Origin of the sequence: Pseudomonas mendocina (assembly GCF_003008615.1) — a bacterium.
Lineage (GTDB): Bacteria > Pseudomonadota > Gammaproteobacteria > Pseudomonadales > Pseudomonadaceae > Aquipseudomonas > Aquipseudomonas mendocina_C.
Genome location: NZ_CP027657.1, coordinates 2,862,474 through 2,883,313 on the forward strand (window position 1 = coordinate 2,862,474; position 20,840 = coordinate 2,883,313).

The 20,840-nt window shown below is 62.2% G+C and carries 16 protein-coding genes; 9 read left to right on the forward strand and 7 right to left on the reverse strand.

Translation table 11 applies throughout. From position 1 onward, the window contains the following. Positions 1-63: 63 nt before the first annotated feature. From C7A17_RS26770 to gbcA, 6 genes are all read right to left on the reverse strand, one after another. Positions 64-288 (reverse strand): hypothetical protein, encoded by a 225-nt coding sequence (locus C7A17_RS26770; protein ID WP_158704665.1) that lies wholly within the window; start codon positions 286-288, stop codon positions 64-66. Positions 289-617: 329 nt separating this feature from the next. Further along, positions 618-1,499, reverse strand: coding sequence for a hypothetical protein (locus tag C7A17_RS13355; protein ID WP_106738496.1), 882 nt, complete (start codon positions 1,497-1,499; stop codon positions 618-620). Further along, positions 1,499-3,067, reverse strand: a complete 1,569-nt coding sequence (locus C7A17_RS13360; protein WP_106738497.1) for a hypothetical protein — start codon at positions 3,065-3,067, stop codon at positions 1,499-1,501. The genes C7A17_RS13355 and C7A17_RS13360 overlap by 1 nt, the downstream gene beginning before the upstream one ends. 29 nt (positions 3,068-3,096) lie before the next feature. Continuing rightward, positions 3,097-4,179 carry a helix-turn-helix transcriptional regulator gene (locus C7A17_RS13365; protein WP_106738498.1) on the reverse strand — a complete coding sequence of 361 codons (1,083 nt, stop codon included), beginning with the start codon at positions 4,177-4,179 and terminating at the stop codon, positions 3,097-3,099. A gap of 238 nt (positions 4,180-4,417) precedes the next feature. Beyond that, the gene (locus C7A17_RS13370) at positions 4,418-6,061 is read right to left on the reverse strand and encodes a methyl-accepting chemotaxis protein (RefSeq protein WP_106738499.1); all 1,644 of its coding nucleotides are present in this window, start codon (positions 6,059-6,061) and stop codon (positions 4,418-4,420) included. A gap of 253 nt (positions 6,062-6,314) precedes the next feature. Then, positions 6,315-7,607 carry a glycine-betaine demethylase subunit GbcA gene (gene gbcA, locus C7A17_RS13375; protein ID WP_106738500.1) on the reverse strand — a complete coding sequence of 431 codons (1,293 nt, stop codon included), beginning with the start codon at positions 7,605-7,607 and terminating at the stop codon, positions 6,315-6,317. A gap of 313 nt (positions 7,608-7,920) precedes the next feature. Here gbcA and gbcB point away from each other — a divergent pair, with 313 nt between their 5' ends. Continuing rightward, positions 7,921-9,024: a glycine-betaine demethylase subunit GbcB gene (gbcB, locus tag C7A17_RS13385; RefSeq protein WP_106738501.1), complete on the forward strand. Its 1,104-nt coding sequence runs from the start codon at positions 7,921-7,923 to the stop codon at positions 9,022-9,024. Positions 9,025-9,139: 115 nt separating this feature from the next. Here gbcB and C7A17_RS13390 read toward each other — a convergent pair whose 3' ends face one another. After that, positions 9,140-10,180: a threonine aldolase family protein gene (locus C7A17_RS13390; protein WP_106738502.1), complete on the reverse strand. Its 1,041-nt coding sequence runs from the start codon at positions 10,178-10,180 to the stop codon at positions 9,140-9,142. A gap of 240 nt (positions 10,181-10,420) precedes the next feature. Here C7A17_RS13390 and C7A17_RS13395 point away from each other — a divergent pair, with 240 nt between their 5' ends. The 8 genes from C7A17_RS13395 (at position 10,421) to fdhA (ending at position 20,575) form a co-directional block, all read left to right on the forward strand. Further along, entirely contained in the window at positions 10,421-10,720 is a 300-nt protein-coding gene (locus C7A17_RS13395; protein ID WP_106738503.1) for a hypothetical protein, read from the forward strand. Positions 10,721-11,411: 691 nt separating this feature from the next. Continuing rightward, positions 11,412-12,665: a serine hydroxymethyltransferase gene (glyA, locus tag C7A17_RS13400; protein WP_106738504.1), complete on the forward strand. Its 1,254-nt coding sequence runs from the start codon at positions 11,412-11,414 to the stop codon at positions 12,663-12,665. Positions 12,666-12,731: 66 nt separating this feature from the next. Further along, on the forward strand, positions 12,732-13,982 hold the full coding sequence (locus C7A17_RS13405) for a sarcosine oxidase subunit beta family protein (RefSeq protein ID WP_106738505.1): 1,251 nt from the start codon (positions 12,732-12,734) through the stop codon (positions 13,980-13,982). 194 nt (positions 13,983-14,176) lie between these two features. Then, positions 14,177-14,503, forward strand: a complete 327-nt coding sequence (locus C7A17_RS13410) for a sarcosine oxidase subunit delta (RefSeq protein ID WP_064495107.1) — start codon at positions 14,177-14,179, stop codon at positions 14,501-14,503. Beyond that, positions 14,500-17,523, forward strand: a complete 3,024-nt coding sequence (locus C7A17_RS13415; protein ID WP_106738506.1) for a sarcosine oxidase subunit alpha — start codon at positions 14,500-14,502, stop codon at positions 17,521-17,523. Before C7A17_RS13410 ends, C7A17_RS13415 begins: the two co-directional genes overlap by 4 nt. Next, positions 17,516-18,145, forward strand: a complete 630-nt coding sequence (locus C7A17_RS13420) for a sarcosine oxidase subunit gamma (protein ID WP_106738507.1) — start codon at positions 17,516-17,518, stop codon at positions 18,143-18,145. The genes C7A17_RS13415 and C7A17_RS13420 overlap by 8 nt, the downstream gene beginning before the upstream one ends. A gap of 123 nt (positions 18,146-18,268) precedes the next feature. After that, positions 18,269-19,132, forward strand: a complete 864-nt coding sequence (purU, locus tag C7A17_RS13425; RefSeq protein ID WP_106738508.1) for a formyltetrahydrofolate deformylase — start codon at positions 18,269-18,271, stop codon at positions 19,130-19,132. A 243-nt stretch (positions 19,133-19,375) separates the two neighbouring features. Further along, positions 19,376-20,575: a formaldehyde dehydrogenase, glutathione-independent gene (gene fdhA / locus C7A17_RS13430; RefSeq protein ID WP_106738509.1), complete on the forward strand. Its 1,200-nt coding sequence runs from the start codon at positions 19,376-19,378 to the stop codon at positions 20,573-20,575. The last annotated feature ends 265 nt before the right edge of the window (positions 20,576-20,840 follow it).

Here is a 20,840-nt window from a genome sequence, read left to right on the forward strand (position 1 = left end):
TCGAAGCCAGAGAGGCCACTTTTTTGTGGTTCATCAAAGATGCTTCACTCTAGTTTTTGGTTGTCATGGCGCTTCAGCTGCTCTTCTCCAAGAAAAAAGACAGAGGAGATGATCCTGTCCGGCTCGTTTGTGGAGCGGTCGACAGGGCCGCAGGTCGTAGACGGCCAGCCCGATCAACAGCAGCAGGCTTAACGTCATCACTCGCTCGCGAACTAGCGCAGTGATTGCGCCGGGAGCGCCGATGTTGTAGATCAGGCGCTCGCTATACCAGTCGAGGAAGTTGATCACGTCAAACTCGTAGATCTTCGGGTGCGCCCCTGGCAGTTAGGAGGTGGGGTCTATGACGCGTTGGCTCTGTTGGCCAGACGGCGATCTTAGTCGTAGTCGGCACCTTTGGCGGCATCCTTGAGCGCCTGGCTGGCAGTGTGGTTCGCTGCCATTCGCATACGCGACAGATAAAGGTTTTTGGGTGAGGTGCGATTGGCATGACATGGCTCCAACGTTCTGTTTGAGCCGAGTCTGCATGGAGAGGGCGCCAGATTATGTCGTCGATTAGTGAGGGAGTTCGAGAGTCTCGGAGAACCAGGGAGCCGACCGCGGCTCCTCTGGTTGCACAGTCAAAAAAGTTTGAACAGGCTCAGGGCATTGAGGCATGTGAGCGCCAGGCAGGTGATCGACAGGCCGATGATGAAGGCCTTCTGTTGTCTGGTGCGTTGCTCGAGTGTCTGCAGTTGTACCCGCATGTCTTGGATTACAAGCTCCCGCGCCATGTCCATCTGGTTGTTTTCCTGAAGCTCCTCGATCAGTGCATGGATGGCCTTGTCATGCTGTTCCAGTGTTTGCTTCTTCTTCTCCAGCGTCTCATCCAGATGACTCAGGCGTTCGGCTTTAACTTCCAGCAAGGACTGGATGCTGCTGATATCCTGCTGGCTCTTCTGCATCTGCATAGCCTTGTTCGACAGTGTGCTCTTGATGCTGTCGATCTCGGCGGTGTGCTTGAGCACCATCTCTGCCTTGAGCTGCAGTTTGTCGCGTAGTTCGGCAATATTCTGTTGGTTCACCTCGATCTTGCTCTGGGTGGATTTGGAACCATCCAGAATCTTCACGAAGATATCGTTGGCGCGATCGGCGAACTGTCGCCCGGTATCCGACAGCTGCTGGAACTGTCCGTCGCTATCTTTCCAGCCGTTGCGGCAGGATTGTTCGAGCTCGCCGATAACGGCCGCGAGGAACGAATAGCTCATCGCATTCAGAGTGATCACTTCCTGGATCAGCCCCAGCATCATTTCGTTGATCTTGTTCTGCGAACGGGAAATGTCCACCAGATCCTTGCGCGAGCTTGAGAACGCACTCTTGAACAGCCCTCGGTTCTCGATGGCTGAGGCCTGGCTGTTGCTGTTCTCGATACAGATCTCGATATCCTTGATGACACTCAGGAAATCGGAGGCAACGCTGGCCGGGGTCTTGTTGTTAGCCAATACGAGTGGTTGGGCGCTCATCAAAATTGCTCCAGTAGATCATCCAACGCCCTTACCGAACTCTGGTAAGAGCCAATGCTTCTTTGCGTTTCTTCTCGGCTTTCCTGTACTTCGACCCAGGTTTCCTGGAACTGGATACGCAGCGTATGAGCCGTTATCGCCATGTTCTCGTATGCGGACTCGAGGATCAGAACGGTCTGTTTGAGCTTCAGGAAACCGATGGTCTGCCCGCGATGGACGTCAGCCAGTTGCTTGTTGCGGAAGGCGATCACGTCCTTGATCCGGTCGAATGCCAGGACGGTGAACAGGGTTAGTGCGCCGGTAATGATGCCGGCGATGACGGGGGCGAGTTCGCCAGCGACCGGAGTCAGCAGAGGAATGCTTTCCAGGGCTTTCTTGATGCTTTCCTCTAGCGCGAGGCCAGTGCAGGTGGCAACTGCTGCCGAAAGCAGGCGCAGTACTTCGAGGGCGATTTCGCCTTTGCTCATCTCTGCCGGAGGCGCCACGATCACTTTGATTGAGCGCACCAGTGCCAGAACCGCTTCGCGAATAAGGGTGACGATATTCTTGGCGGTGGTGATGAAGGAGTTGATCACCAGGGTGATTAGCGTCGAGAAGAAACCGCTGAAACCTGCGCTGGCACCTTCCTTGAGGTATTCGGCCCACTTTTCGCGCAGGGTATTGAAGGTTGCATGAAGGCGTGCCTTGACCAGTTCAATCAGCGATCGGACACCGGTGAAGCCCTCATGTATTAGGTATCGCACGTCATCGATCAGCCCCTGTACTACATCCTTGAGGATCATGCCCAGCACTTGGCGCATGGCGAGATAACCGGCGGCTTTGCCGCCCTCGACCAAAAGCTCGCTGCCCTGTTTCATGAACACGGCTTTTTTCTGAGTTCCTTCGACAGCAGCCTTTGCTTCCTTGTACTTCTCCTTCAGAACCTTTTCGTCGAGGTCGTAGGCTTCGGAGTTGGTCTTGCTCGGATCCTTGCTGTTGGGCTTCTGCGCCCAGACCAGCAGGTCTTCATCGCTTTTGGATGAGTTCATGTTGAAGCCGGTCAGAACCACATTCTCGTCTTGCGTGGCGGTTTCTACCCGCTCTTCACGAGTCTGTGCCAGGTGCCCGCGGGAGGAGCGCTCCACTTCGCTAGCCGGTACGACGTGGTCGCGCGCCGCAGTGCGTGGCCCTTCGGGCAGTTCGGTACCCGGCTTGCGGTAGCCATCGTGGTATTTGCCGTCTGGACTCTTCATATCCGGGAAACGCTCATCGAGGCGGGCATCGTAATCGCTGCGCTCGAAGCTTTTTTCGTTGGCCTTGACCCATTCCGTATGACGCGCCCCGTCGGCATCATTGGCGACCACGCCTTTTTCGAAGTTATGCAGCGAAGTGATCGCCCCTCCATCGCGGTCATCGAATAGCGCCCTGCTCAGGCCGAAAGGCCCCAGTACCTGATCGATCATCATGTTCTGGAAGCTTTCGACGAAATCTCTCTGCTGGCGCTGGTTTGGCGCGCCGTTGATCTGCTTGAGGAGTATTTCCACCTGATCATCGATGTCGATGATCAGGTCGTCCTTGTGCATTGCCATGTTGTGTCCTTGGCCTTTCGTTCAGGCATTCAGGGGGTCGGATGGACGGAGGTATTGCGATGCTCGTGGGCGTGGGGCAAGTGTTCGTTGCTGGCTGTCACCAGGGTATTTTCGTAGAAGCTGTTCATGCGGGCGATTCGTTGACGGATTTCCTGCACCCAGATGGTCGGCGCATGGACATGGATGTTCTCGTTCAGGCCAAAGATCCACCACAGTGTCTCTTGATCGAGTGGTACGTGGGCCTGCAGGTGCTGCCAGTCACTCCCGGCGATCGGCGTCAGCGTCTGTTGGTTGCTGAGCGGTGTTTCGCTCAGCAACCAGGCAACCTGGGGGTGAACATCGGCAACCAGCTCTACACTTTCCGGAGCTTGTCGCCAGGTAAAGGCGCCAGAGGCGATGTAGGAATCAATATCCGGGCGTGGGTGCAGCTGGCTTGCCGCATCCAGTGTCTCGGCGCGCAGAATGCGATGCAGGGCGAACTGGCGCAGGTCGTCGTAGCCGTCAACGCTGCCAATGAGATAACTGGTCGAATGGCGTGAAACCAGGCCGGCGGGATGAAGAATCAGCGCCTTGGTTTCGGCCTTGCTGCGGCTCAGGTAGGTGACGCGAAGTTGTTTGCGTTCGAGTAGGGCTGTGGAGGCCTCCTGCCAGACTCCGGCATCCACTGCAGCTGGCAGCAGTGCCTTGCCGTTGGGCAGTGCTCGCACGCTACGTGCCCAATGGCCGAGGTGGTTCTGCTCCAGCTCGCCCAGGTAGTTGCGCGCCTTGTTGAACTGCGGGCCGAGCAGATCCAGCACGCTTTGTGGCAGCAGGTTCTTCAGGTGGCCTTCGGCCAGGTAGAGCGCCAGGGCGGTGGCCGGCTCCATGTCGCGCAGATCCAACGGGGCGTTCTTGGAATGGCTCCACTGCTTGCGGCCACCCTCGTCCTCGTCGATCAGCGAGAACGTTCCAGAGAGGCGCTGCAGGTCACGCTGGACGGTACGCAGGTCAACGGAAAAACCGCGTTCGCGCAGCTTTTCGTGGAGTGTTGGTGCAGTGGTGTAGCGAGGGTATTCAGGTATCAGGCGCAGCAGGCTAAACAGCCTCAGTAGCGTGTCTTTTGCTTCGGGCATGACCAACAGCCTTGTCTCATTGATCCTTATCGCCGGGAATCCGGCGTCATGCTGCCGGCACTGTAACCGCGATTGATGGCTATGTGCTAGCTCTCTGTGCGCAAAGCCTCACTCGAGGTTGATCGGCGGCAATCGGGGATCGGTTGGCGATGGACGGATTCTGTCGCGGGCGTGCGACAGCTTGTGTCGCGCGTGGAGAGGGGCGTTATTGTGGGGGGCGAGGCTCGTCGCATCAGAATCAGGTTCTGAATACGCCCAGCCCGCTTTTCAGGTTGCGCGCGGTGTTGCCCAGTTCGGCCGCTGAGTCGTTGATCGCGTCGACGTCCTGGCGGGTGTGCTCGAAGGCGCTACGCATATCGCCCAGACGACCGGACATGTCGGCCACGGCGTGCTGGATGTGCGCGCTACTGGACAGCGCCTGTTCGACGTTGAGGTTCACTTCGTCCATCTGCCGCACCAGGGTATCGAGGGCGTCCAAGGCTTCGTCGGCGTTGCCAGCCAGGACACGCGAGCGCTCGGCGGTGCTGCCCATGCGTTGGGCGATCTGGCGGATGGCGTCGGTGACCTGATCGATCACCTTGTGCGCGTCGGCCAGCACGCTCTGGGTCTGGCTGGCCAGCTTGCGCACTTCATCGGCGACTACGGCGAAACCCCGTCCGGCCTCGCCAGCGCGCGCAGCTTCGATGGCCGCGTTGAGGGCCAGCAGATTGGTCTGCTCGGAAATGCCGGCGATCATCTGCAGCACCTGGCCGATCTGCTGCGCTTCCTGGCTGAGGCGGTCGAGGTCGCCGGCCAGTTCGATGCTGGAGTCGGTGCTGTCATGCACGTCGGCGATCAGCTTCTGCAGCTCCTGGTGGGCGCGGCTCAGTTCGGTACTGGTGCGCTCCAGATTCTGTCGCACTGCGCCGGCATGGTTGGAGGATTCGCCAGCTGCCTGCTGGATGGAATGGCCGTGTTGATCGACATCGGCCAGTTGCTGGGCGGCCTGCTGGATCTGTTGGGTGATGTCGTCGGCACGATGCAGGAAGGTGTCGGCCAGTTGCTGGTTGCTGTCGGCCATGCCCAGCGCGCCGGACAGCGTTTGCCGCAGATCCTGCAGCAGGCCGGATAGATGCGTGCCCATCTGGCCGAGTTCGTCGTCGCTGGTCACCGCCAGCGGGCGCGACAGATCGCGGTTCTGCGCGATCTGGTTGAGCTGACCGGTCAGGTGGCGAATCGCGCGTACCAGCATCTGCGTGGCCAGCCAGGAGAGTAGCAAGCCGACAGCCAGTGTCCCGGCGCCGATCAGCAGCAGGCTGTGCAGGCTGTCGCTGATGGCCTGGTCGAGGCTGGTGAGGGTGATGTCCACACCCACTACATAGGGCTGGCCGCTGGCAGTGCGCATCGGCAGAAAGATCGAGCGGAAGGTACCGTAGCTGTCGGTGTACTCGTCGAATTGCGCCTGGCCACTGCGTGCTGCCAGGGTCACTGCCGGGCTGGCGTCGGCATACTCCTCCAGATGCTCGCCGTAGATACCGCCAGCGAGTTCCTGCGCGCTGGCCGCGTCGGACAGATAGAACACCTTGCCGGAAGCGTCGACCATCATGGTGTAGGCGAACTTCAGGTCGACGTCCTGCACGTACTGGCCCAGGTTGCGTACCTGTGCCATGTACTCGCCGTCTCGCAGGCCATCGGTTGTGCGGGCGCGTTCCAGATAGTCATTGCCGAGCAGGCGCGGTACCGCATGGGCCGCTGCGCGCAGGCGGTTGTCCATCTGTTCGCGAATGTCCTGGGACTTCATGTACTGGGCGTAGCTAATGAAGGCGGCGATGCTGATCAGGTTGACCAGGGTGAAAGCCAGCAGGATTTTTGTCTGCAAGCTCAGGGAGCGCGGCGACAGCATGAAGTCAGTTCCATCCAGAGAAGTGTCTGGCCGCCCTGCGACAGCCCCGTTATTGTTTCGGAACAATCTGACACAACTTGAATGGCGAGTGGCCATATTGCGAGGGAATACTTGCTGCCTTCCTTAGCTGTAACGGTCATGGAAAAGCCCCGGCGCTTCGATGAGCGGCGGGGCTTTCTTCACTGCCCGGTGGGGCGACAGGCCAGCAGGCCGTAGGCTGCCAGCCCGATCAACAGCAGCAGGCTGAGCGTCATTACTCACCCGCGACCTGGCGCAGCGATTGCGCCGGGGTGTCGTCGAGGTTGTTGAGCATGCGCTCGCTGTACCAGTCGAGGAAGTTGATCACGCCGAACTCGTAGGTCTTGGAGTACGGGCCAGGCTGGTAGGCGGTGGAGTTGATACCACGCTGATTTTCCTCGCCCAGGCGGCGATCCTGGTCGTTGGTGGCGTCCCACACCTGGCGCAGGCGCGCCACGTCGTAGTCGATGCCTTCTACCGCATCCTTGTGCACCAGCCACTTGGTGACGACGATCGTCTCCTGGGCGCTGATCGGCCACACGGTGAAGTTGATCAGGTGATCGCCCATGCAGTGGTTCCACGAGTGTGGCAGGTGCAGGATGCGCATCGAGCCGAGATCCGGGTCGGTGATGCGGCCCATCAGCTTCTTGCTGCCCTGCTTGCCGTCCATGGTCATGGACACGGTGCCCTTGAGCAGCGGCATGCGCACGATGCGGTTGCGCAGGCCGAAGCTGGCGTGGGCGTAGGGGATCTTGTCCCTGTCCCAACGGGTGGTGCACTCGGCGACCTGATCCTTGAACGCCTGGCTGGCACGCGGGTCGGTGACATCGTCCCATTCCAGCAGGGTGTTGAGCAGCTCCGGGTGCGAGCCGTTGCAGTGGTAGCACTCGCGGTTGTTCTCGATCACCAGTTTCCAGTTGGCCTTCTCGTGCATGGTGCTCTGCACCGCGACCTTGGTGTTCTCCATGTCGTACGGCTCCATGTAGTGAGCCAGGGTCGCGAGGAATTCGTCGATGGCCGGCGGATTTTCCGCCAGGCTGATGAAGATGAAGCCGCCAGCGGTTTTGCACTGCACGGGTTTCAGGCTGTAGTCCTTGAGGTCGAAGTCGGCGCCCATTTCGGTGCCGGCGAACAGCAGGCGGCCGTCCAGCTCGTAGGTCCACTGGTGGTAGGGGCACACGAGCTTGGCCACTTTGCCCTTGTCGGAGACGCACAGTCGCGAGCCGCGGTGGCGGCAGACGTTGTGGAAGGCGTGAATCTGGCCTTCGGCGCCGCGGATGACCAGAATCGGGTTGTCGCCGATCTGCAGGGTGAGGAAGTTGCCCTTGGCCGGGATCTCGCAGGTCATGCCGGCGATCAGCCATTCCTTATGGAAGATCTCCTGCATGTCGACCTGGAACAGGCGCTCGTCGTTGTAGAAGGGCTGCGGCAGCGAGAACGTATGGTCGCGTTCGTGCAGCATCTGCGCAGTGGCCTTGCGGACGGGCTCCAGCGGGTCGCCCAGGCTCAGGTTTTGGGTGCAGTCCATGGTGGCTCCTCATTGGCGGGCGCTGTGCGCCTGCCGGAAAAAGTGGCTGTTACGGTTGTGCCGCAAGGTCTCGATCGTTCGCTGTCGCCTGCAGTGGGCGAGCATGCTTGGTGAGGCGGAGTGTGGAGCCGGCAGAGGGGCAAACCTTATCCATGGGCGACATGGCCGAATGCGTTTCCGACGCGTCAGGCCCCGTACTATCAGGCAGGTCGCGATAAGCATGCGGATGTCGCAGGCAGATAAATGACGAGCGGCGGCCTTTCGCACAATCCGTGGCATATGGGCCGATATCCGGCCGCGTGGAGAGCCGTTCATGACCACCAACGCCTTCCTCAACCCGGTTACCACTCAGACCTGGACCAACGGCCGCCACCTGGTGCGTTGCGTCAAGGTGATCCAGGAAACCTGGGATGTGCGCACCTTCTGCTTCATGGCCGATCAGCCGGTACTGTTCTTCTTCAAGCCGGGGCAGTTCGTCACCCTGGAGCTGGAGATCGACGGCCAGCCGATCATGCGCTCCTACACCATTTCCAGTTCGCCTTCGGTGCCCTACAGCTTCTCCATCACCATCAAGCGCGTGCCGGGCGGCAAGGTGTCGAACTGGCTGCACGACAACCTCAAGGAAGGCGACGAGGTGCCGGTGCACGGCCCGGTCGGGCTGTTCAACGCCATCGACTTCCCGTCCGACAAGGTGCTGTTCCTCTCCGGTGGGGTTGGCATCACGCCGGTGATGTCGATGGCGCGCTGGTTCTACGACACCAACGCCAATGTCGACATGGTCTTCGTACACAGCGCCCGTTCGCCGAAGGACATCATCTACCAGCGCGAGCTGGAGCACATGGCGGCACGTATCAGTAACTTCAGCCTGCACGTGATCTGCGAGAAGCATGGTCTGGGCGAAGCCTGGGCTGGCTATCGCGGCTATCTGAACAAGCCGATGCTGGAATTGATCGCGCCGGACTACCTGGATCGGGAGATCTTCTGCTGCGGTCCGACGCCCTACATGAGTGCGGTCAAGCGCCTGCTCGAAGCCGCCGGCTACGACATGGCGCGTTATCACGAAGAGGCGTTCGGTCCGACGCCGCCGGAGATTCGCGCCGAGGTCAAGGAGCTGGCCGCCGAGGCTGCAGACGCACCGGAAGTCCCGGTTGGCGAACTCAACCAGGTGGAGTTCACCAGCACCGGCAAGAGCATCCGCGTGGTGCCCGGCGAAACCGTGCACGCGGCCGCCGCCAAGCTTGGCCTGCATATCCCCAAGGCCTGTGGCATGGGCATTTGCGGCACCTGCAAGGTGATGAAGACCGCTGGCGAGGTGGAGATGGAGCACAACGGCGGTATCACCGATGAGGATGTGGCTGAGGGATACATCCTGTCGTGCTGCAGCGTGCCCAAGGGGGATGTGGCGATCGACTATTGATCGCCATGAAGGTTTGTAGCCCGGATGAAATCCGGGGCGATTGATCGATTTCCCCGGATTGCATCCGGGCTACGGTCGCGGCTCAAGCCCCTGCCACGTATGCGTCATGGCGTCGTCAGGCGCTCATCACTTCACGGATATCGGCAGCCAGCTGGCGAACGCGCGCTTCGTCGGTATCCCAGCTGCACATGAAGCGTGCGCCACCGGCGCCGATGAAGGTGTAGAAGCGCCAGCCGCGGGCGGTGAGGGCGGCGATGGCCGGCTCCGACAGTTGCAGGAACACACCGTTGGCTTCCACCGGGAACATCAGGCTGACGCCCGGCACGTCCGCCACCAGGTTGGCCAGCAACTGGGCGCAGTGGTTGGCGTGGTTGGCGTAGTTGAGCCAGACATCGTTCTGCAGGATGCCAACCCAGGGCGCGGACAGGTAGCGCATTTTCGACGCCAGTTGGCCGGCCTGCTTGCAGCGATAGTCGAAGTCTTCGGCCAGATCCTTGTTGAAGAACACGATGGCCTCACCGACGGCCATGCCGTTCTTGGTGCCGCCGAAGCACAACACATCGACACCGGCCTTCCAGGTCAGGTCGGCCGGGCTGCAGCCGAGGAAGGCGCAGGCATTGGAGAAGCGCGCGCCGTCCATATGCAGGTGCAGGCCCAGCTCTTCGCAGACCTGGCTGATGGCGCGAACTTCTTCCGGGCGGTAGACGGTGCCGACCTCGGTGGCCTGGGTGAGAGTGACCACGCGTGGTTTCGGGTAGTGAATGTCCTGGCGCTTGAGGGCGATTTCGCGGATCGCCTGCGGGGTCAGCTTGCCGTTCTCGGTCTTGGCCAGCAGCAATTTGGAACCGTTGGAGAAGAACTCCGGCGCGCCGCACTCGTCGGTCTCGACGTGGGCGGTTTCCGAGCAGATCACGCTGTGGTAGCTCTGGCACAGCGAGGCCAGGGCCAGGGAGTTGGCGGCGGTGCCGTTGAAGGCGAAGAACACCTCGCAGTCTGTCTCGAACAGGCGGCGGAAGTGATCGGCGGCGCGCGCCGTCCACTCGTCATCACCATAGGCGCGTTGGTGGCCCTGGTTGGCCTCGGCCATGGCGGCCCAGGCTTCGGGACAGATGCCGGAGTAGTTGTCGCTGGCAAATTGCTGGGCATTGTCGGGCATTGGCGCGTTCCTTCTGAAAAGCCTGTCGGCGGAGCTGCCGACGAAAAGCGCCACTTTACCTCCTGAGCCCGCTGACTGACCTGCGTAGCGGCGACGAGTTGTTGTGTCGATGCGTACTGCCAGGTCAGAGCGTGGCCAACCGTTCGGCCTGCAGATGGAACTTGAGCTGTCTTGAGGGGTTCACACCTACCAGAGGGCGGCACTCGATCCGCCCTCCGCAATCAAGAGAAGGAGTTTCATATGACTTATCGTCACCTGCTCGCCCTTGCCCTGCCTCTGGCCGTGGCGCTGCCCGTTTCCGCCGCCGAGTGGTCGGCGCAGGCCAAGAACGAGTTCGTCCAGCAGTGCGTGGCTGGTGCCCCGGCAGGCTACGAAAATGCGCAACTGAAAGCCTATTGCGATTGTGCGGCCGACAAGGTCAGCGCCGAGTTCAGCGAGGCCGAGTTGCAGGAAATGAGCCGCCAGTCTCCGCCTGACCCGGCCATGCAGCAGCGCCTGGTGAATGCCTCCAGCAGTTGCGGAGAGAAACTCAAGCCATAAGTGGCTGAGTAAATAACGTGCGCTTGCGCCAGAGCCCCGCGGGCTCTGGCCTGGCGACGTGTTTCCACAGGCAGTGCACAATGGCGCCCACAGTATTTGTGCACAAGCCACGCCTATCTAGTTGATCCTGTTCGATTTTTAGCCTTCTCACGGCAGGCCGCGGCAGCTCTGGCCGCAAGCGCTCGTCGAACAGCCTATGCACAGTTTCATCCACATCTTCTGTGCATATCCCCAAGCTATTCTCCTTTCCTGCCTATGTCGCTGGTGGATAAGCCCGGGCGGCGGTACGGGTGTATGGATATTGAGCGCAGCCCTGCATTGCAGTGAGTGCAAGGCCGGCAGCAATCTGCTGACAGCTTTTCCACAGCCTAGTCCACGGCTTCTGTGTATGGCTGATGTTGTTAACTGATTGATATAGATCAGGAAATAACCTTATTGCGGGAGCCCCTGCCATTGCTGGGGCCGGGCGTTGTATGCACGGCTTATCCACAGCTTGATCCCCGCGATTTGTGCGCAAACCGACGAGCTGATGTCGGTGCGCCTGATTGCGACAGGGGCATGTCGCAAACGAATGCTCTCGCGGCGTTGGCAGGCATTTGAGGGGGCAGGTGCGGCCCTACCATCGCTGCACAGGGCCTTGCCGGCCCGTCCGTCCAAGACCGCCGCCCACAGGCGCTGCAGGAGAGTCGAGATGTTCAGCAAGCAGGATCAGATTCAGGGTTACGACGACGAGTTGCTCGCGGCGATCAATCAGGAGGAGCGTCGCCAGGAAGAGCATATCGAGCTGATCGCTTCGGAGAACTACTGCAGCCAGCGGGTGATGCAGGCGCAGGGCAGCGGCCTGACCAACAAGTACGCCGAAGGCTATCCGGGCAAGCGCTACTACGGTGGCTGCGAGTACGTCGACAAGGTCGAGCAGTTGGCCATCGACCGCGCCAAGGCGCTGTTCGGCGCCGACTACGCCAACGTTCAGCCGCACTCCGGTTCCTCGGCCAATAGTGCTGTCTACCTGGCGCTGCTCAATGCCGGAGACACCATTCTCGGCATGAGCCTGGCCCACGGCGGCCACCTGACCCACGGTGCCAAGGTGTCGTCCTCGGGCAAGTTGTACAACGCCGTGCAGTATGGGCTGGACACCGCTACCGGTCTGATCGACTACGACGAGGTCGAGCGCCTGGCCGTGGAGCACAAGCCGAAGATCATCGTTGCCGGCTTCTCCGCCTATTCCAAGACCCTCGACTTCCCGCGTTTCCGCGCCATTGCCGACAAGGTCGGCGCGCTGCTGTTCGTCGACATGGCCCACGTCGCTGGCCTGGTCGCTGCCGGTCTGTACCCGAACCCGATTCCCTTCGCTGACGTGGTTACCACCACCACGCACAAGACCCTGCGCGGCCCGCGCGGCGGCCTGATCCTGGCCAAGGCCAACGAAGAGATCGAGAAGAAACTCAACTCCGCGGTGTTCCCGGGTGCCCAGGGCGGCCCGCTGATGCACGTCATCGCCGCCAAGGCGGTGTGCTTCAAGGAAGCCATGGAGCCTGAATTCAAGGCCTACCAGCAGCAGGTCATCGACAACGCCCAGGCCATGGCCAAGGTGTTCATCGAGCGCGGCTACGAGGTGGTTTCCGGTGGCACCGACAACCACCTGTTCCTGCTCAGCCTGATCAAACAGGGCCTGACCGGCAAGGAGGCCGACGCTGCCCTGGGACGTGCCGGTATCACCGTGAACAAGAACGCCGTACCGAACGACCCGCAGTCGCCGTTCGTGACCTCGGGCATCCGCATTGGCACTCCTGCCGTCACCACCCGTGGCTTCAAGGTCGCCCAGTGCCAGGCGCTGGCCGGCTGGATCTGCGACATCCTCGATCACCTCGGCGATGCCGATGTCGAGGCGCAGGTGGCCAAGCTGGTCGCCGGGTTGTGCGCGGACTACCCGGTGTATCGCTAAGCCAACCCTTTCTCTCGGCCCCTCTCGCTTAACGCTGAGAGGGGAGTAGAACCCTGGAGCATGCCCATGCAACGTTATTCCGGCTTCGGCCTGTTCAAGCACTCGTTCAGCCACCATGAGAACTGGCAGCGCATGTGGCGCAACCCGACGCCCAAGCCGGTGTACGACGTGGTCATCGTCGGCGGTGGCGGCCACGGCCTGGCCACCGCCTATTACCTGGCCAAGGAATTCGGCGTGAAGAACGTCGCCGTGGTGGAAAAGGGTTGGCTCGGCGGCGGCAACACCGCACGCAACACCACCATCGTGCGTTCTAACTACCTGTGGGACGAGTCCGCGCACCTCTATGAACACGCGATGAAGCTGTGGGAAGGGCTGTCGCAGGACATCAACTACAACGTCATGTTCTCCCAGCGTGGCGTCTACAACCTCTGCCACACCCTGCAGGACATGCGTGATGCCGAGCGTCGCGTCAGCGCCAACCGCCTCAACGGCGTGGATGGCGAACTGCTCGATGCCAAGCAGGTCGAGGCGGAGATTCCCTACCTCGACTGCAGCAAGAACACCCGCTACCCGATCATGGGCTCCACCGTGCAGCGTCGCGGTGGCGTTGCCCGTCACGATGCCGTGGCCTGGGGCTATGCACGTGCCGCCGATGCCCTGGGCGTCGACCTGATCCAGAACACCGAGGTGATCGGTTTCCGCAAGCAGAACGGCGCGGTGATCGGTGTGGAAACCAACAAGGGCTTCATCGGCGCCAAGCGCGTCGGCGTGGTCACCGCCGGTAACTCCGGGCACATGGCGGGGCTCGCCGGCTTCCGCCTGCCGCTGGAGTCCCACCCGCTGCAGGCGCTGGTGTCCGAGCCGATCAAGCCGATCATCGACAGCGTGATCATGTCCAACGCCGTGCATGGCTACATCAGCCAGTCGGACAAGGGCGACCTGGTCATCGGTGCCGGCATCGACGGCTACAACGGTTACGGCCAGCGCGGTTCCTACCCGACCATCGAGCACACCCTGCAAGCCATCGTCGAGATGTTCCCGGTGCTCTCGCGGGTACGCATGAACCGCCAGTGGGGCGGCATCGTCGACACCTGCCCGGACGCCTGCCCGATCATTTCCAAGACCCCGGTGGACAACCTGTTCTTCAACTGCGGCTGGGGTACTGGCGGCTTCAAGGCCACGCCGGGTTCGGGTCATGTGTTCGCCGCCAGCCTGGCCAAGGGTGAGATGCACCCGCTGGCCAAGCCGTTCTCCATCGACCGTTTCCACACCGGCGCACTGATCGACGAGCACGGCGCCGCTGCCGTGGCTCACTAAAAGCGCGCGTAGCGCAAAGCTGATGACCCTCTCCCATTCATGGGAAAGGGTGCCCGAAGGGCGGGAGAGGGTGCTGAGTTCGGCACCGCAGCTCCCAGTAACTGACTCGGGGGATGGCGTGCATAGAGCAGCCCTCTCCCCCAGCCCCTCTCCCGCAAGCGGGAGGGGGGAGTAAAGCAAGCGGAGGCTCCACCATGCTGCACATCTTCTGCCCCTACTGTGGCGAACTGCGCTCCGAAGAGGAATTCCACGCCAAGGGCCAGGCGCACATCGCCCGCCCGCTCGACCCCGATGCCTGCAGTGATGCCGAGTGGGGCGAGTACATGTTCTTCCGCGACAACCCGCGCGGCATCCACCACGAGCTGTGGGTGCATGCGGCCGGTTGCCGCAAGTATTTCAACGTCACCCGCCACACCGTGACCTACGAGATCCTCGAGACCTACAAGGTCGGCGAGAAGCCCTCGGTCACTGCCGCCGCGGCCACCGACAAGCAAGCCGTGGTAGAAGGAGTAACGGCATGAGCCAGGTCAATCGTCTCGCCAAGGGCGGTCGCATCGACCGCAGCCAGCCGCTGAGCTTCACCTTCAACGGCCAGACCTATCAGGGCTTCGCCGGCGACAGCCTGGCCGCCGCGCTGCTGGCCAATGGTGTGGATATCGTCGGTCGCAGCTTCAAGTATTCGCGGCCACGCGGCATCGTCGCTGCTGGCGCGGAAGAGCCCAACGCCGTGCTGCAGATCGGCTCCACCGAAGCCGCGCAGATCCCCAACGTGCGTGCCACCCAGCAGGCGCTGTACAGCGGCCTGGTGGCCAGCAGTACCAACGGTTGGCCGAGCGTCAACACCGACCTGATGGGCATCCTCGGCAAGGTCGGCGGTGGCATGATGCCGCCCGGCTTCTACTACAAGACCTTCATGTATCCGCAGAACCTGTGGATGACCTACGAGAAATACATCCGCAAGGCCGCAGGCCTGGGTCGTTCGCCCACCGAGGTCGACCCGGACATCTACGACCAGCTCAACCAGCACTGCGACGTATTGATCGTCGGTGCCGGCCCTGCCGGTCTCGCCGCCGCGCTGGCTGCCGGTCGTAGCGGTGCGCGGGTGATCCTCGCCGATGAACAGGAAGAGTTCGGCGGCAGTCTGCTCGACACCCGCGAAACCCTCGACGGCAAGCCCGCCGCCGAATGGGTGGCGCAGGCCATCGCCGAGCTGAAGACGCTGCCGGAAGTGACCCTGCTGCCTCGCGCCACGGTCAACGGCTACCACGACCACAACTTCCTCACCATCCACCAGCGCCTGACCGATCACCTCGGTGAAATCGCCCCGATGGGGCAGGCCCGCCAGCGTATGCACCGCGTCCGCGCCAAGCGTGTGGTGCTGGCCAGTGGCGCCCATGAGCGGCCGCTGGTGTACGCCAACAACGATGTGCCCGGCAACATGCTGGCTGGCGCCGTGTCGACCTACGTGCGCCGTTATGGGGTGGCGCCAGGGCAGGAACTGGTGTTGTCGACCAACAACGATTATGCCTACCGCGTGCTGCTCGACTGGCTCGATGCCGGCCGCAAGGTCGTGGCTGTCGCCGATGCGCGCAGTAACCCGCGCGGCGCCTGGGTCGAGGAAGCGCGTGCACGTGGCGTGCGCATTCTCACCGGCAGCGCGGTGATCGAAGCGCGTGGCAGCAAGCGCGTCACTGGCGCGCGAATCTGCGCCATCGACGTCAAGGCCCACAAGGTCACCAGCCCCGGTGAAGTGGTCGACTGCGACCTGATCGTCAGCTCCGGTGGTTACAGCCCGGTGGTGCACCTGGCTTCGCATCTGGGCGGTCGTCCCGAGTGGAGCGAGGACATCCTTGGCTTCGTGCCGGGCCCCGGCAACGGCATTCAGCAACGTGTCGATGCCGGCGCGGTGAACGGTGTGTTCGCCCTCGGCGATGTGCTCGCCAATGGTTTCGAGGCAGGCGCCAAGGCGGCTGCCGATACTGGCTACAAGGCCGTCAGTGGCCGTCTGCCGAAGGTCGAGGCGCGTCAGGAAGAGGCGACTCTGGCGCTGTTCCAGGTGCCGCACGACAAGCCCACGGCACGTGCACCCAAGCAGTTCGTCGACCTGCAGAACGACGTCACCGCTGCCGGTATCGAGCTGGCGACGCGTGAAGGTTTCGAGTCGGTCGAGCACGTCAAACGCTACACCGCGCTGGGCTTCGGCACTGACCAGGGCAAGCTGGGCAACATCAACGGCCTGGCCATCGCCGCGCGTTCGATGGGTATCAGCATCGTGCAGATGGGCACCACCATGTTCCGTCCGAACTACACGCCGGTGACTTTCGGCGCTGTGGCTGGCCGGCACTGTGGCGCATTGTTCGATGCCAAGCGCTACACCGCGATGCAGGCCTGGCACGTGAAGAACGGTGCCGAGTTCGAGGACGTCGGCCAGTGGAAGCGTCCCTGGTACTTCCCGAAAAAGGGTGAGGATCTGCATGCCGCCGTGGCTCGTGAGTGCCTGGCTGTACGCAATAGCGTGGGCATCCTCGATGCTTCCACCCTGGGCAAGATCGATATCCAGGGCCCGGATGCGCGTGAGTTCCTCAACCGCGTCTACACCAACGCCTGGACCAAGCTGGACGTGGGTAAGGCGCGCTACGGCCTGATGTGCAAGGAAGACGGCATGGTCTTCGACGACGGTGTCACTGCCTGCCTGGCCGACAACCATTTCGTCATGACCACCACCACTGGCGGCGCTGCCCGCGTGATGGAGTGGCTGGAGATCTACCACCAGACCGAATGGCCGGAGCTGAAGGTGTACTTCACCTCGGTCACCGACCACTGGGCCACCATGACCCTGTCCGGCCCCAACAGCCGCAAGCTGCTGGCCAAGGTGACCGACATCGATCTGGACAAGGACGCCTTCCCCTTCATGAGCTGGAAGGAAGGTCTGGTCGGCGGCGTGCCGGCGCGGGTGTTCCGCATCTCCTTCACCGGTGAGCTGAGCTACGAGGTCAACGTGCAGGCCGACTACGCCCTGGGCGTGTGGGAGCAGATCATCGAAGCCGGCAAGGAATTCGACCTGACGCCTTACGGCACCGAGACCATGCACGTACTGCGTGCCGAGAAAGGCTTCATCATCGTCGGTCAGGACACCGATGCCTCGGTGACCCCGGACGACCTCAACATGGGCTGGTGCGTCGGTCGCACTAAACCTTTCTCCTGGATCGGCAAGCGCGGCATGAACCGCGACGACTGCCTGCGCGAAGACCGCAAGCAGCTTGTAGGGCTGAAACCGGTCGACCCGAACAAGGTGCTGCCGGAAGGTGCGCAACTGGTGTTCGACCCGAAACAAACCATCCCGATGCAGATGGTCGGTCACGTCACCTCCAGCTACATGAGCGCGGCGATGGGTTACAGCTTCGCCATGGCGGTGGTCAAGGGCGGCCTCAAGCGCATGGGCGAGCGTGTGTTTGCGCCGCTGGCCGATGGCAGTCTGATCGAAGCCGAAATCTGCAGCTCCGTGTTCTATGACCCGAAAGGGGATCGCCAGAATGTCTAACGTCAACGTCTACCAACAACGCCCTGCCGACATCGCCGGGCAATCGCCATTGCACCACGCCGGCCTGCATGAGCTGGTCGGCAAAGGCCGCAAGAACGCCGGCATCACCCTGCGCGAGAAGAAACTGCGCGGACATCTGGTCATTCGCGGGGATGCCAAGGACGCCGGTTTCTCCGGCGGTGTGCACAAGGCCCTGGGCCTGGAGCTACCGGTGGCGCTGACCCTGGTGGCTGACGGCGATACTTCGCTGCAGTGGCTGGGCCCGGACGAATGGCTGCTGATCGTGCCTGGCGGCAGCGAGTTCGAGGTCGAGCGCCGGCTGCGCGAGGCGCTGGATGGCCAGCATATCTCGGTGGTCAACGTCAGCGGCGGGCAGACCCTGCTGGAGCTGTCCGGGCCGAAGGTGCGCGAGCTGCTGATGAAGTCCACCAGCTACGACGTGCACCCGAGCAACTTTCCGGTTGGCAAGGCAGTGGGCACCGTGTTCGCCAAGTCGCAGCTGGTGATTCGCCATACCGGCGAGGAGACCTGGGAACTGGTGATTCGCCGCAGCTTCTCCGACTACTTCTGGCTTTGGCTGCAGGATGCCAGCGCCGAGTATGGGTTAGCGGTCGAGGCCTGAACCGCACGCGAACCGTCCCCCCTCCCGCTGCGGGAGAGGGTTCGGGAGAGGGCCGCTTTAGCCTCTCCCCCAGCCCCTCTCCCATGAATGGGAGAGGGGAGCCATTCAGCGGAGCCCCCTACCATGAGCCGCACCCCCGACACCTGGATTCTCACCGCCCATTGCCCGAGCGTGCTTGGCACCGTGGATGCGGTGACGCGTTTTCTCTTCGAGCAGCGCTGCTACGTCACCGAGCATCACAGCTTCGACGATCGGTTGTCCTCGCGCTTCTTCATCCGTGTCGAGTTCCGTCAGCCGCAGGACTTCGATGAGGCCGTCTTCCGCGCCGGTGTGGCCGAGCGTCTGGCACCCTTCGACATGCAGGTCGAGCTGACCCCGCCGGGCTACCGCGCCAAGGTGGTGCTGATGGTGTCCAAGGCCGACCACTGCCTGCATGACTTGCTGTATCGCCAGCGTATCGGCCAACTGGCCATGGACGTGGTAGCGGTGGTGTCCAACCACCCGGATCTCGAACCGCTGGCGCGTTGGCACGGCATTCCCTATCACCATTTCCCGCTCGACCCGGCCGACAAGCCGGCGCAGGAGCGCAAGGTGCTGAAGGTAATCGAGGACACCGGCGCGGAGCTGGTGGTGCTTGCCCGCTACATGCAGGTGCTGTCGCCCGAGTTGTGCCGCCGTCTGGACGGCTGGGCGATCAACATTCACCACTCGCTGCTGCCCGGCTTCAAAGGCGCCAAGCCTTATCACCAGGCCTACCAGAAGGGCGTCAAGCTGGTCGGCGCCACGGCGCACTACATCAACAACGATCTCGACGAGGGGCCGATCATCGCCCAGGGCGTTGAGGCAGTGGATCACGCACATTACCCGGAAGACCTGATCGCCAAGGGCCGTGATATCGAATGCCTGACCCTGGCCCGTGCGGTCGGTTATCACATCGAGCGTCGGGTGTTCCTCAACGCCAACCGCACGGTGGTGCTCAACGCCTGAGGGGATCGCTAACCCGAATATTGGTGGGCTAAAGCCCACCCTACGGTAACGACTTCACTCGTAGGGTGCGCCGTGCGCACCGGGAATCAACGCAAGTACATCGGTGCGCATGGCGCACCCTGGGCTCACCGCCCTGCCAGGCTTTACCGGCGGTGACCGGCAACAGACGAAAGAAGCTCCAGTGCAAGGCCGCGCGGCCCGTCGGTCGCGTCCTGTGTCCACAACAAGAAAGGAGAGTTACGTATGTCTGGTAATCGTGGTGTGGTTTATCTCGGTACGGGCAAGGTCGAAGTACAGAAGATCGACTACCCGAAAATGCAGGATCCGCGCGGCAAGAAGATCGAGCACGGGGTCATCCTGAAAGTCGTTTCCACCAATATCTGCGGCTCCGACCAGCACATGGTGCGCGGTCGTACCACCGCTCAGGTCGGCCTGGTGCTGGGGCACGAGATCACCGGTGAGGTGATCGAGAAGGGCCGTGATGTCGAGCGCCTGCAGATCGGCGATCTGGTTTCCGTTCCCTTCAACGTCGCTTGCGGTCGTTGCCGTTCCTGCAAGGAGCAGCACACCGGTGTGTGTCTGACCGTCAACCCGGCGCGTGCCGGCGGTGCCTACGGCTACGTCGACATGGGCGACTGGACCGGCGGCCAGGCCGAGTACGTGCTGGTGCCTTACGCCGACTTCAACCTGCTCAAGCTGCCGGATCGCGACAAGGCCATGGAGAAGATCCGCGACCTGACTTGCCTGTCTGACATCCTACCCACCGGCTACCACGGCGCGGTCACTGCCGGCGTTGGGCCAGGCAGTACGGTGTATATCGCCGGCGCGGGTCCGGTCGGTCTGGCTGCTGCCGCCTCGGCGCGCCTGCTGGGTGCTGCGGTGGTAATCGTCGGTGACGTGAATCCGGTGCGCCTGGCGCATGCCAAGGCTCAGGGCTTCGAAATCGCCGACCTGTCCAAGGACACGCCTTTGCATGAGCAGATCGCCGATCTGCTGGGTGAGCCGGAAGTGGATTGCGCGGTCGATGCCGTGGGCTTCGAAGCCCGTGGCCACGGCCATGCCGGCGCCCAGCAGGAGGCGCCGGCCACGGTGCTCAACTCGCTGATGGGCGTCGTGCGTGTAGCCGGCAAGATCGGTATTCCCGGCCTCTACGTGACCGAAGATCCGGGCGCGGTGGATGCGGCGGCGAAGATCGGTTCCCTGAGCATCCGCTTCGGCCTCGGCTGGGCCAAGTCGCACAGCTTCCACACCGGCCAGACCCCGGTGATGAAGTACAACCGCGCGCTGATGCAGGCCATCATGTGGGATCGCATCAACATCGCCGAAGTGGTCGGTGTGCAGGTCATTAGCTTGGACGACGCGCCGCGTGGCTACGGTGAGTTCGATGCCGGCGTGCCGAAGAAATTTGTCATCGACCCGCATAAGAGTTTCAGCGCGGCGTAAGTGCAAAGCGCAGCCCGGGTGGCTCCGGGCTGCGTTCGTTTCACGGCATGGGCGCAGTGCTTGCGCCTTTTTTGGGGGAGCCTGCGGGTTCCCCTTTTCTTTGCCTGGTGAAGTTGCGGGGCGTCCTGCAGGGTGTGTGGGGGCCGCTTAGGCCGTGCGCACCGATCCATCCATCATGAGCATGGCGCCATCGCGGATTTACAGGTGAGCATCACGGCTGAAGCCACTCACACAATGGCATTTCCGTGTTCACCTCCAGGCACGC